This window comes from Caulobacter sp. Root487D2Y (genome assembly GCF_001427165.1).
In the GTDB taxonomy this organism is placed as follows: Bacteria; Pseudomonadota; Alphaproteobacteria; order Caulobacterales; family Caulobacteraceae; genus Caulobacter.
The window spans coordinates 363,443-374,969 of record NZ_LMFD01000001.1 but is presented as its reverse complement, the minus strand read 5'-3'; the positions used below and the strand labels follow the sequence as shown (position 1 = coordinate 374,969).

Sequence of the window (11,527 nt, the reverse complement as noted above, 5' to 3'; positions counted from 1 at the left end):
GAATTCGACGACAGAAACGCTCGCACGGCGCATTCGGCCGGGGCCGGTTCGTGCGCGATAGGCGCCTGCACGGGATCTGCGTCAGAATCTCAAGCCGGCCGCGTGGACGACCGGGCGGCGGCGGGGTAAGCCAAACGCATGTCAATCGGCGTCTTCGACTCCGGCGTGGGCGGCCTCACGGTCCACCGCGCCCTCGTGAACCGTCTGCCCCAGGCGGACTTCATCTATCTCGCCGACCAGGCCAACGCCCCCTATGGCGGCCGGCCGGGCGAGGAGATCGTCGACCTGACCCGGGCCGGCTGCGAGCGCCTGTTCGACGCCGGCGCCAGCCTGGTGGTCCTGGCCTGCAACACCGCCTCGGCCATCGCGCTGCGTCGCCTGCAGCAGACCTGGCTGCCGGGTTATCGCAGGCAGCTGGGCCGGCCGATCAACGTGCTGGGCATCATCGTGCCGACCATCGAGGCGGCCACCGGCCTGCCCTGGGAGCACGAGGCCGAGCGGCGCGGCGACAAGGTCGAGCAGCTCGATGTCCTCGGCGTCTTCTCGACGCAGGGCACGACCAATTCGCGCGTCTACGAGATCGAGATCGACAAGCGCAAGCAGGACATCGCGGTGTTCTCGCAGGCCTGCCCGGACCTGGTGCCGATGATCGAGGCCGACGCCGGGGCCGTGGACCTGGCCAAGGCCGTCGAGGGTTATGTCCAGGCGCTGAAGACCCGCATCGGCCGCTATCCCGACCGGGCGGTGCTGGGCTGCACCCACTACGAGATCATCGCCGACATCTTCCGCGCCGCCCTGCCGGCCGGCACGCCGGTCATCCACCAGCCGGCCTCGACCGCCGACGCCCTGGAGCTTTATCTGCAGCGCCATCCGGAGCTCGACCCCGGGACCGGCGGCTCGCGCCAGTTCCTGACCACCGGCGCGCCGGGCCCCCAGAACGGTCTGGTGGAGAGCTTCTGGGGCGGCCCGCTGCGGTTCGAGGCGGCTTAGGGCGGCCAGCTTCAAGCGGCTTGGAGGCGACCACTTGCCCCCTACGGGTCGCTTCGCGACCGTCTTCCCCCACAGGGGGAAGAGGACGCTCTGCGTCGGAGCCTCCGCCCCCTATGGGGGCGGACAGACCGCGTAGCGGTCAGGTGGGGGCAAGCGTGGACTTGACGCGAGCGTGGCCTGCATCACCCTTCTCCCTACCGGAGGGCCTCACCCCATGAAACACCTGCTGATCGCCGTCGCGCTCGCCCTCACCGCCACCACGGCCCATGCCGAGGTCGTCGACGCCCAGCCGGGCGGCTTCGAGGTCAAGCGCACGGCGGTGCTGAACGCCCCGGCCGACAGGGTCTACGCCGCCCTCGCCCAGCCCTCGCAATGGTGGAGCAAGGACCACACCTGGTCGGGCTCCTCGGCCGGCCTGTCCCTGGCCCCGATGGCCGGCGGCTGTTTCTGCGAGAAGCTGCTGAACGGCGGCTCGGTGATGCACATGACCGTGGTCTACGCCCAGCCCGGTCGGGGCCTGCGGCTGTTCGGCGCCCTGGGGCCGCTGCAGATGTCCGGCGCCGCCGGCCACCTGGGTTGGACCCTGTCGGAGACGGACGGCAAGACCACCCTGATCCAGACCTACGATGTCGGCGGCTACATGAAGGGCGGGCTCGACAAGATCGCCCCGGCTGTTGATCAGGTGCTAAGCGAGCAGTTCGACCGCCTGACGGCCTATGTCGAAACGGGCAAGGCGCCGTAGGGGCGATCGATCTTCAAGCCAAGTGCATGGTCCTCGTCCTTCGACAAAGCTCAGGATGAGGACCATTGTGCGGGCCGTGCGATAGAAAACCTCATCCTGAGCTTGTCGAAGGACGAGGTTTTCGCTTTCGAAGCCGAACCTCGATCAGCCCTAGCGAACGCCGTAATCCCGGGCGCAAGGCCCGGGATGCTTGGAACTACTTCTCCCAGCTGGCCTTCTGGCTCATCAGCCAGGAGAAGTCCGCCGTCAGCTGGCCTGACTGGTTCCCCTTGCCGGTCTTGGGATCGTACGACGTCCAGACCCCGGCCGACGAATGGCAGCCCATGCAGCTTTCCGTCTGGAAGGTCAGGGTGTTGATCCCCGGCGTCACCGGCTTGCCTTGGTTGTTGAGCACCGAGTTCCAGACCGGCGGCTGGGCGGAGCCCGAGGCGGGACAGTCCTGGCCGTTGGGCAGCTCCTCGCCGTTGCACGCCACCTGGTTGCCCTTCTGGAAGTAGGTTTCCATGGTGACGTTGGTCAGGAACACCGGGGTGGGATTGCCGCCCGGCTTGTTGACGATCGCGTTGGGCAGCCCGCCGTTCCACGGAGCGGGCGGCGCCGTCGGATCGGTCGGCCATTGGGTGTCGATCAGCTGATAGTACTGCCAGACCGAGCCCTGGGCCTTCAGGGCCGCCTGGGCCTGACGGTTCAGGGCGACCTTGTCGCCGGGGATGGGGATGCCGCGCCAGGCCTGGGTCGGGATGCGCGGATAGACGCCCTTGACCTTCTGCGGCAGTTGGTCGACCGCGCAGATCGGGCAGTTGGGATCGACGAACGACGGGTTCAGCTTGGGATGGGCGACCGCGTCGACATCCAGGTTGTCGACCTGCTCGAAGGTGGACCAGATCCACTGCGGCGAGGTCGTGCTCTTGTGGCCGATGTGCATGCCGACCAGGCCGACCGTCACCTTGCGCTCCAGCTGCTTGCCGTCCGGTCCCTGATCGATGACCACGGCCGGGCTGGTGTAGAAGCGGCTGAAGTCATCCTTGCCGGACTTGAGGATCCGCCAGGCGAACTTCAGTTCGAACGAACCGCTCCAGTCCTTGCCGGGCGTACCGATCGGCATGGCCACCTTGGAGCCCGCCTTGGAGAAGGCGACCTGGCCGTTGATGTTGTAGAGGCTGTTGTCGCAGAGATAGCCGACCTCGTTGGGGTCGATCATGATCTCGTAATAAACGAACTCGCCGTTCTGATCGATCATCGGGCCCGAGAAGGCCTGCTGGATGTCGTCCAGGTCGCCGAGATTGGCCGCGTTCAGTTCGCCCACCGCCGACAGCACGCCCAGGAACCGGGTCGCGCGCGGGTCGGCGTTGGCGGTGGCCTGGGCCGAGAACGGCGCCAGCCCCTTGCTGACCGGCTTGGCCAGGTCGCCGCGGAACAGCGTCAGGGTCCGGGCCTTGGGCGACACGCGGCAGGCGGCCGGCCGCTCCCCGTCGGTCTGGAAGATCGCGCTGGAATTGTGCCACAGCGTCCAGTGCGGCTGGCCGAACCGGGTGTCGGTCAGCTTGGGCGCGGCCTGGCCCTGGCTGTTGGTCGGCCAGTTCAGCGCCAGGAACATCTGCCAGGAATAGAGGTCGAACTCGCGCTGGACCTCGGAAAACTTCTGGGCCTTCTCCAGCTGGGTCTTCAGCGCGATATCGACGTCGCCCGGCAGCTGGGGCGTCAGCTTGGGGGCGAAATTGGGGAAGGCGGCCAGATAGGCCGGCTTGGCCGGCGGCGCGGCGTTGATCGCCTTGGCCGCGAACAGCCCGCCGCCGCCCGCCAGACACACCAGGGTCGCGGCCAGCGTCCGCCAGCCGATCTTCCGCGCCGTCTTCGAGATTTTCATCGCGCCCTCCGCCGAGTTCCGACCAGGGTCCGCGCAAGGCTGCGCCATGCGCCGCGGGCCCGAGCTTCGCCACAGGCTGCTCACTCACAGGAAGAGTCGTCAATATATAAACGCTATAGTAGATAGGTCCGGTCCTGCACGGGGGTCGAAAATCCGGACGAAGAACCAGCCGCACCCGGGATTCGCCCCATGGCGGATCGCGGTCCCGCGTCGAAAGATCGCCCCGAGATTTCGATCCGGCGAGAGGTCCAGGATGGATAGCGGACGACAGGCCGACCCCAAGGCGTTCGCGCGATGACCGGCGGCTTCGCCACCTGGCTGGAGACCACGCCCGCCTGGCTGATCGGCCTGATCCTGCTGGCGGCCATGTTCGCGGCCTCGCTGCTCGGCGAATGGCTGAGCCGGCGCACGGGCAAGACCAAGGGCGAAGGCGGGGACGACGGCGGGAAGGAAGGCTACATCGTCTCGGCCACCCTGGGGCTGCTGGCCCTGCTGATGGGCTTCACCTTTTCGCTGGCCGTCGACCGTTTCGAGTCGCGGCGGATGCTGGTGCTCGAAGAAGCCAACGCCATCGGCACCACCTATCTGCGCACCCAGATGCTGGAGCCGGTCGATCGGGCCCGGATCAGCCGGATGCTCGTCGACTACACCGACAATCGGATCACCCTGGCCAAGGCGCCGCCCGACCAGGTCCCGACGCTGCTGGCCAGGAACGACCAGATGCTGACCGACCTGTGGACCGCGACCCTGGCCGCCTGGCCCTCGATCAAGGGCCTGGATTTCTCCAGCTCGTACCTGGACACCATGAACACCATGATCGACCTGGACTCCGCGCGGAAGGCCGCCCGGCTGGCCCGGGTGCCCAGCACGGTGTTCTTCGTGTTGTTCGTCTATGTGGTCACCTCGGCCGGCGTGCTGGGCTATGCCGGCGCGAACAAGGAAGGGCGCGGCGCGACCGCCTTCCTGTTCCTGCTGCTGACGATCTCGCTGCTGCTGACGCTGGACATCGACCGGCCCAGGACCGGCCGGGTCACGGAAAGCCAGGCGCCCATGGAGCGGCTGAGGGCCACCATGGCGACCCAGCCGCCGGAAGTGTTCGACAGGATGTCGGCCCCGAAGGCCGCGCCGACCCCCGCCGCTCCGCCCAAGGGCGCAACGACGGGGCCGGGTCGATAGGCCTTAGCCGGCGGCCTGGACGTCGTCGCTGGTGGCGCCCAGCAGGGCCATCTGCAGGCGCGAGCGGTCGCGGCGGGCCGATTCCAGGGCGCCTTCGGCCAGGGCGGCCTCCGAGCGGATCCGTTCGATCTCGGTCTGCATCTCGGTGACCTTTTCGTCGTGAGCGCGACGGGTCTCGTCTTCCGAGGCCTGCAGGGCCTCGAAGCGGGTGCGCAGCTGGGCGGCGCGTTCCTCGGCGCGCTTGAGCGCCTTCTCGTGGGCCACGACCGTCTTGGCCAGCTGGTCGGCGCGCTCGATCGCCGCGGCGCGGGCGGTGTCGACGCCGGCATGTCGGCCGCGCAGGTCCTCGACCTCGTCCTCGAGGTTGCGGACCCGTTCCAGGGCGCGTTCCAGGGCGACGTTGAGATCGCCGGCCCGGCGCTCGACGGCCTGCTGCTGGGCGCTGCTTTCGTTGAGGCGGGCCGAGATCTGGGCGTTCATCTCTTCCAGCTTGTCGGCGCGGCCGGTGGCGGTCTCCAGGCGGGTCTGCAGGGCCAGCACCTCGGCGCGGCCGGACTCGACCTGGGCTTCGAGGCCGCGGATCGTGCGGGCGCTGTCGGCCTGGACGGTGGTCAGGGCGTTGTCGGCGGCCAGGACGCGGGCGCGCTCGGTGGCGATCTGGGCTTCCAGCTCGGTCTCGACGCGCGACAGGCGGGCGATGTCGGCGCCGGCCTGCTCCAGGCGCTTCTTCAGGGTGCCCAGCTCCTCGACCTGCAGGGCCGATTGCTGCTTGGCGGCGGCCAGGGCGGCCTCGGACTCGCCGCGACGGGCGTCGATGTCCTGGGTCTGGAAGCGCAGGGTCTCGACGTCCTGGGTCAGGTGCTCGGCGCGGGCGGTGGCGTCGCGCAGCGCGGCCTCCAGGCCGCCGACCTTGAGCTCGGACTGCTGCAGGCCGTTGCGCAGGCGGTCGATCTCCAGGGCGCCGTCCTCGAGGGCGACGTCCAGGGACTGGCGGCGGGCGTCGGATTCGGTCAGGGCGGCGTCGGCGGTCGCCAGCTTGGCGGACAGCTCGCGTTCCTCGGCCTGGGCGGCGGCCAGCTGGCGCGAAGCCTGTTCGAAATTGGCGCGCAGCGAGATCAGCTCGGCGTGCTCGGCGCGACGGGCCTCGAACTCCTCGGCGACCGGGCCGCGGATTTCGGAGAGCAGGGGCTCGATGGCCCGCAGGTGCTCGACCACGCGGCTGATGCTGTCCAGTCCGCCGTGGATGGTCTCATAGCGGACGCCGATGGCCTGGGTGGCCTCGACCAGGCGGTCGCTGTCCGCTTCGAGACGATCGTTCTCGGCGGCCAGCATCACGGGTTTGACGCCGCCTTTGGTGTTGCGATCGCCCTTCGACAGCAGCCTCATCTTGCCCACCCTTTACGATTCCCGGGACGACGCCCATCGCGCCGATTCGGTCGTGCCGACCCGCAGAATCATTTTGCCCATTCGTTAACAAGATAGCCCGGCCCCGAGATTGCTGTCGAGGTCAAGATCGCGCATTCGGCGAGAGGCGCATTGACGCATCGCCAGAAACACGAAAGCCGCCGCGACGGCCCGGAAAGGGCGGCCGCGGCGGCTCCATGGCGATTCGTTCCGCCCCCGGGCCCGCCCGGAGGCTTCAAGCCTGGAACGTCAGGCGGCCTCCTGCTCGGCGGGAACGTCCGGCTCCAGGCGGATCATGTAGTCGAAGGCCGACAGAGCCGCCTTCGAACCCTCGCCCATGGCGATGATGATCTGCTTGTAGGGCGTGGTCGTGGCGTCGCCGGCGGCGAACACGCCGGGCAGCGAGGTCTCGCCGCGATGGTCGACCTCGATCTCGCCGCGCGGGGAGAGCGCCACGCCCGCATCCTTCAGCCATTCGGTGTTGGGCACCAGGCCGATCTGCACGAACACGCCTTCCAGGTCGACCTGGTGGACCTGGTCGTGGTTGCGGTCCTTGTAGGTCAGGCCGGTGACCTTGTTTCCGTCGCCCAGGACCTGGGTGGTCAGGGCCGAGGTGACGATGCGGACGTTCGGCAGGCTGGCCAGCTTGCGCTGCAGCACCGCGTCGGCGCGAAGCTGGCTGTCGAACTCGATCAGGGTCACGTGGGCCACGAGGCCGGCCAGGTCGATGGCCGCCTCGACGCCGCTGTTGCCGCCGCCGATCACCGCCACGCGCTTGCCCTTGAACAGCGGGCCGTCGCAGTGCGGGCAATAGGCCACGCCCTTGTTCTTGTACTCGGCCTCGCCGGGCACGTTGATGTTCCGCCAGCGGGCGCCGGTGGCCAGGATCACGCTGCGCGACTTCAGGCTGGCGCCGTTCTCGAGCTTGACCTCGATCAGGCCGCCCGGAGTCTGGGCGGGGACCAGGCCCACGGCCTTCTGCAGGTTCATGATGTCGACGTCGTAGTCCTTGACGTGCTGCTCGAGATTGGCGGCCAGGCGCGGACCCTCGGTGTGCGACACCGAGATGAAGTTCTCGATGGCCATGGTGTCCAGCACCTGGCCGCCGAAGCGCTCGGCCGCCACGCCGGTGCGGATGCCCTTGCGGGCGGCGTAGATCGCCGCGGCGGCGCCGGCGGGGCCCCCACCGACAACAAGAACGTCGAAGGCGTCCTTGGCCTTGATCTTCTCGGCCTCGCGGGCCGCGACGCCGGTGTCCAGCTTGGCCAGGATCTGCTCCAGGCCCATGCGGCCCTGGCCGAACGGCTGGCCGTTCAGCAGGACGGTCGGCACGGCCATGACCTGGCGTTCCTCGACTTCCTGCTGAAACAGCGCGCCGTCGATGGCGACGTGGGTGATGTTGGGGTTCAGGGCCGCCATGGTGTTGAGCGCCTGGACCACGTCCGGGCAGTTCTGGCAGCTCTGCGAGAAATAGGTCTCGAAGCGGAACTCGCCCTCCAGGGCGCGGACCTGGTCCAGGACCTCGGCGTCGAACTTCGGCGGGTGGCCGCCGACGTGCAGCAGGGCCAGCACCAGCGAGGTGAACTCGTGGCCCAGGGGCAGGCCGGCGAAGCGGACGCCAACCTTGTCCTGGGGGGCGTCCTTACTGGCGCGTTCGATGGCGAAGGACGGGGTGCGGGCATCGGCGCGACGCGACAGGCTGACCTTGTCCGAGGCGGCGACGATGTCTTCCAGCAGGTCCAGCATCTCGCGGGACTTGGGGCCGTCGTCGAGGGCGGCGACCAGCTCGATCGGCTGACGCAGATGGCCCAGATAGGCCTTCAGTTGATCCTTCAGACCGGCGTCCAGCATGACGTGCTCCTGGTTTGCCGCCCAGGGGGAGGAGGCGGCGACGTGAATTCGAAGAAGGGGTGCGTCGCCGCCCGTCCGCAGGCTGGCGGAGGGGCGGCGACGCGGGCCGGAACCTTAGATCTTGCCGACCAGGTCCAGCGACGGCTTCAGGGTGGCTTCGCCCTCTTCCCACTTGGCGGGGCAGACTTCGCCCGGGTGGGCGGCGACGTACTGGGCGGCCTTGACCTTGCGCAGCAGCTCCAGGGCGTCGCGGCCGATGCCGCCGGCGGTGATCTCGACGATCTGGATCTTGCCTTCCGGGTCGATCACGAAGGTGCCGCGATCGGCCAGGCCGGCTTCCTCGATCATCACGCCGAAGTTGCGGGTGATCGTGCCGGTCGGGTCGCCGACCATGGTGTATTCGATCTTGCGCACGGCGTCGGAGGTGTCGTGCCAGGCCTTGTGGGCGAAGTGGGTGTCGGTCGACACCGAGTAGATTTCGACGCCCAGCTTGCGGAACTCGCCGTAGTTGTCGGCCAGGTCTTCCAGTTCGGTCGGGCAGACGAACGTGAAGTCGGCCGGGTAGAAGAACACGACGGACCAATTGCCCTTCAGATCGGCTTCGCTGATCGTGATGAACTTGCCGCCCTTGAGGGCCTGGGCGGTGAAGGGTTTGATCTCGGTGTTGATCAAGGACATGAAGTTCTCCTGCAGGAATTGCAAAGGCCTTGTAGGCAACGAAAACCGATAGGGCCAATCGATTGTTTCATGCTTGTCGATAGGGCGCCTCTATGCGCCGCGACGGGTCGTTTTCGCAGGTGCAGCAAAGATATCGTCGATTGTCTTTTGATTTCCGATAGATCACGCCTATTTATCAGCCATGCTTCCGACCCTGCGCCAGCTGCAATATCTGAAGCTCCTGTCCGAGCACGGCTCGTTCAGCCGCGCGGCCGAGGCCTGCCACGTCACCCAGCCGACCCTGTCTGCCGGAATCCAGGAGCTGGAGAAGATCCTGGGCGCGCCGGTCGTCGATCGGGCCCGCTCGGGCGTGATCCTGACGGCCGCCGGCCAGGAGGCCGTGCGCCGGGCCGAGGCGATCCTGGCCCAGGCCGAGGACCTGGTGCAGGCCGCGCGCGGGGCGGGCCAGCCGCTGGCGGGCCGGTTCCGCCTGGGCGTGATCCCGACCGTCGCTCCCTACCTGTTGCCGCGCGCCCTGCCGGTCCTGCGCGCGCAGTTCCCCAAGCTGAAGCTCTATCTGCGCGAGGATCTGACCCATAGGCTGATCGCCGCCCTGAAGTCCGGCGCCCTGGACGCGGCCCTGATCGCCCTGCCCTACGACATGACCGGCCTGGACTGGGCCCATGTCGAGGACGACGAGCTGTTGGCCGCCGCCCCGGCCAACCACCGCATGGCGGCCTTCGAACGGGTCGATCCCGAAAGCCTGCGCGGCGACGACATGATCCTGCTCGAGGACGGCCACTGCCTGCGCGACCACGCCCTGGCCGCCTGCGGGCTCGAACCGCCGCGCGGCGGTCCCGGCGAGGAGGAGAGCTTCGCGGCCACCTCCCTGCCCACCTTGGTGCAGATGATCGGGTCGGGGCTGGGCGTGTCGTTCCTGCCGTCGATGGCGGTCGCGGCGGGCCTGGCCGAGAACGCGCCGGTCACCATCCGGCCGCTGAACACCGACCATTCCAGCCGCGAGATCGTCGTGGCCTGGCGGGCGGGCTCCAGCCGGAGCGCCGAGGGGCGGCTGTTGGCCCAGACCCTGCGCGACCTACCGCCCGCCGCGGTTTCGCCACGGCATTCCGATACCCATCTGCCTCACTGAACTCACGAGACGGGGACGCCCATGGTTCGAGTCCTATCGGCGCTGATCGGCGGAACGGTCCTGGCGTTCGCCGCGGGCCTGGCCTGGGCCCAGACCCCGCCGCCCCAGTCCGTCGAGCTGTTCCCGCAGGATCCCGGCAGCGCCGTGGTCGAGGAGCTGCTGGTGGTCGCCCGGCCGCCCGGTCCGGCCCTGTGGCTGGTCGAGAAGGGCGGCGCCAAGCTTTATGTCGTCGGATCCGCCCCGCCGCTACCGCATCAGCTGAAGTGGGACAGCCCGCGCCTGAACCGGGCCATGGACCAGGCCAGCCTGGTGCTGGTTCCGCCCGAGGCCTCGGTCGGGCCGCTGCAGATCACCAAGTTCTTCCTGACCGGCGGCGGCGGCGTGCGCCAGCCGTTCGGCAAGAAGCTGGAGAACCGCCTGCCCCCCGACCTGCTGGCCCGGTTCGTCAGCGCCCGCGAGCGGGCGCAGCGCACCGCCGTGCCTTACAAGGACTGGAAGCCGGCCGTGGCGGGCTTCATCCTGCTGTCGGACTTCCGTCAGGCGGCCGGGCTGTCCGAGGCCAAGCCGGTCAGCACCATCGAACGCATGGCCAAGGCCAAGGGCGTCAAGGTCAAGGCGATGAGCCAGTACCGCCTGGGCCCCATTCTCGCCAGCGCCGGCAAGCTGTCGGACGAGGCCAATCTGGCCTGCCTGAACGACGCCCTGACTGAACTGGAATTCGAAGGCTCCCACCCGACCAGCATCGGGACCGACTGGGCCAACGGCGATCTGGCCAGCGTGCGGGCCCGCTATTCGGCCTCGGCGGCCCAGCGCTGCGTGATGCGCGCCCCCGGCGGCGCCGGCCTGCTGGCCCAGCAGATCGGCCAGTCGGCCGACGCCCTGAACGAGGCCCTGACCCGCCCGGGCGTGACCGTCGCCGTCGTCGACCTGGCCTTCCTGCTGCCCGCCAACGGCGTGCTCGACCGTCTGAAAACCTCGGGCGCGACCATCACCTCGCCGGCCAACTGAGCTCGCGTTCGGTCGACTTTGCGACACACATAGGTTTTGTAAGCTTCACAATACACGTTACACTTGCATACCGCTGATTTCCTCGCGAAGGTGCTCGGGTCGAAGACGCCCGATACCGACCAGCAACGGGAAATCCATGTCGCTAATCCGACAATTCATGGCATGGGCCTGCGCCCTTTCCCCGATCGGGGCCATGACTTGCGGGGCGATGCTTTATGGCGCTCCAGCGACGGCCTCGACCCCGGTCCTGGCCTGGGAGGGCGCCAGGCGTCTGGGCGTCCAGTGCCTGGTCGATCCCGATCGGCTGCCTGACCGCCGCCGGCTCCAGGCCGCGCTCTGTAACCGCGTCGTGGCCCTGGCCGCCGACAAGGCGCCGATCCCGGTCGTCCTGCTGGCGCCGGGCGACCCCGGTCTGATCGCCGCCGACACCGCCGTCCTGCTGTTCCACGCCAATGTCCAGTCGGGCGGCGAAGCCACGGGCGGTCCTTTGCTGGTCTTCAGCCTGCGCGCCTTCCGCGCCACGGCCGCGCCGTCCGAGCTGTTCGGCGCCGCGCCGCGCGCGACCGCCCTGCCCCCAGGCCTGCCTTCGGGCGGCGGCCCCACCGCGCAATTCGACGCGGCCCTGAACGCCGCGCTCGCCGAAACCCTGCCGTGGCGATCACGGCCGGCCCCCTGACCTCAC

10 protein-coding genes are annotated in these 11,527 nt (G+C 68.8%); 6 read left to right on the top strand and 4 right to left on the bottom strand.

Annotated elements, in window-relative coordinates:
* Positions 1-138: 138 nt before the first annotated feature.
* Complete coding sequence (locus tag ASD38_RS01775) at positions 139-990, top strand: glutamate racemase (protein ID WP_056443588.1); 852 nt, start codon at positions 139-141, stop codon at positions 988-990.
* A gap of 214 nt (positions 991-1,204) precedes the next feature.
* Entirely contained in the window at positions 1,205-1,732 is a 528-nt protein-coding gene (locus ASD38_RS01770) for an SRPBCC family protein (RefSeq protein ID WP_056457052.1), read from the top strand.
* Positions 1,733-1,928: 196 nt separating this feature from the next.
* Here the strand turns inward: ASD38_RS01770 and ASD38_RS01765 are convergent, their stop codons facing one another.
* Positions 1,929-3,599 carry a hypothetical protein gene (locus tag ASD38_RS01765; RefSeq protein WP_056457048.1) on the bottom strand — a complete coding sequence of 557 codons (1,671 nt, stop codon included), beginning with the start codon at positions 3,597-3,599 and terminating at the stop codon, positions 1,929-1,931.
* Between the two features lie 294 nt (positions 3,600-3,893).
* Between ASD38_RS01765 and ASD38_RS01760 the strand changes: the two genes are divergently transcribed.
* A complete protein-coding gene (locus ASD38_RS01760; RefSeq protein WP_200941448.1) occupies positions 3,894-4,775 on the top strand; it encodes a bestrophin-like domain in 882 nt (293 codons plus the stop codon).
* Between the two features lie 3 nt (positions 4,776-4,778).
* On the opposite strand, the gene ASD38_RS01755 is transcribed toward ASD38_RS01760, so the two are convergent.
* From ASD38_RS01755 to ahpC, 3 genes are all read right to left on the bottom strand, one after another.
* The gene (locus ASD38_RS01755; RefSeq protein WP_056443578.1) at positions 4,779-6,161 is read right to left on the bottom strand and encodes a hypothetical protein; all 1,383 of its coding nucleotides are present in this window, start codon (positions 6,159-6,161) and stop codon (positions 4,779-4,781) included.
* Between the two features lie 267 nt (positions 6,162-6,428).
* The gene (gene ahpF / locus ASD38_RS01750; protein WP_056443577.1) at positions 6,429-8,030 is read right to left on the bottom strand and encodes an alkyl hydroperoxide reductase subunit F; all 1,602 of its coding nucleotides are present in this window, start codon (positions 8,028-8,030) and stop codon (positions 6,429-6,431) included.
* 114 nt (positions 8,031-8,144) lie between these two features.
* Entirely contained in the window at positions 8,145-8,708 is a 564-nt protein-coding gene (gene ahpC, locus ASD38_RS01745) for an alkyl hydroperoxide reductase subunit C (RefSeq protein ID WP_056444167.1), read from the bottom strand.
* Positions 8,709-8,889: 181 nt separating this feature from the next.
* On the opposite strand from ahpC, the gene ASD38_RS01740 reads away from it, so the two are divergent.
* The 3 genes from ASD38_RS01740 (at position 8,890) to ASD38_RS01730 (ending at position 11,521) form a co-directional block, all read left to right on the top strand.
* On the top strand, positions 8,890-9,837 hold the full coding sequence (locus ASD38_RS01740; RefSeq protein ID WP_056457046.1) for a hydrogen peroxide-inducible genes activator: 948 nt from the start codon (positions 8,890-8,892) through the stop codon (positions 9,835-9,837).
* A 21-nt stretch (positions 9,838-9,858) separates the two neighbouring features.
* Entirely contained in the window at positions 9,859-10,845 is a 987-nt protein-coding gene (locus ASD38_RS01735; protein WP_056457043.1) for a TraB/GumN family protein, read from the top strand.
* Positions 10,846-11,038: 193 nt separating this feature from the next.
* Positions 11,039-11,521 (top strand): hypothetical protein, encoded by a 483-nt coding sequence (locus tag ASD38_RS01730; RefSeq protein ID WP_162252116.1) that lies wholly within the window; start codon positions 11,039-11,041, stop codon positions 11,519-11,521.
* The last annotated feature ends 6 nt before the right edge of the window (positions 11,522-11,527 follow it).

Bases quoted from the DNA above. Each gene is read 5' to 3' on its own strand.
- ahpC (WP_056444167.1), bottom strand. From the start codon at position 8,708: ATGTCCTTGATCAACACCGAGATCAAACCCTTCACCGCCCAGGCCCTC.
- ASD38_RS01760 (WP_200941448.1), top strand. From the start codon at position 3,894: ATGACCGGCGGCTTCGCCACCTGGCTGGAGACCACGCCCGCCTGGCTG.
- ASD38_RS01755 (WP_056443578.1), bottom strand. From the start codon at position 6,161: ATGAGGCTGCTGTCGAAGGGCGATCGCAACACCAAAGGCGGCGTCAAA.
- ASD38_RS01775 (WP_056443588.1), top strand. From the start codon at position 139: ATGTCAATCGGCGTCTTCGACTCCGGCGTGGGCGGCCTCACGGTCCAC.
- ahpF (WP_056443577.1), bottom strand. From the start codon at position 8,030: ATGCTGGACGCCGGTCTGAAGGATCAACTGAAGGCCTATCTGGGCCAT.
- ASD38_RS01735 (WP_056457043.1), top strand. From the start codon at position 9,859: ATGGTTCGAGTCCTATCGGCGCTGATCGGCGGAACGGTCCTGGCGTTC.
- ASD38_RS01740 (WP_056457046.1), top strand. From the start codon at position 8,890: ATGCTTCCGACCCTGCGCCAGCTGCAATATCTGAAGCTCCTGTCCGAG.
- ASD38_RS01765 (WP_056457048.1), bottom strand. From the start codon at position 3,599: ATGAAAATCTCGAAGACGGCGCGGAAGATCGGCTGGCGGACGCTGGCC.
- ASD38_RS01730 (WP_162252116.1), top strand. From the start codon at position 11,039: ATGACTTGCGGGGCGATGCTTTATGGCGCTCCAGCGACGGCCTCGACC.
- ASD38_RS01770 (WP_056457052.1), top strand. From the start codon at position 1,205: ATGAAACACCTGCTGATCGCCGTCGCGCTCGCCCTCACCGCCACCACG.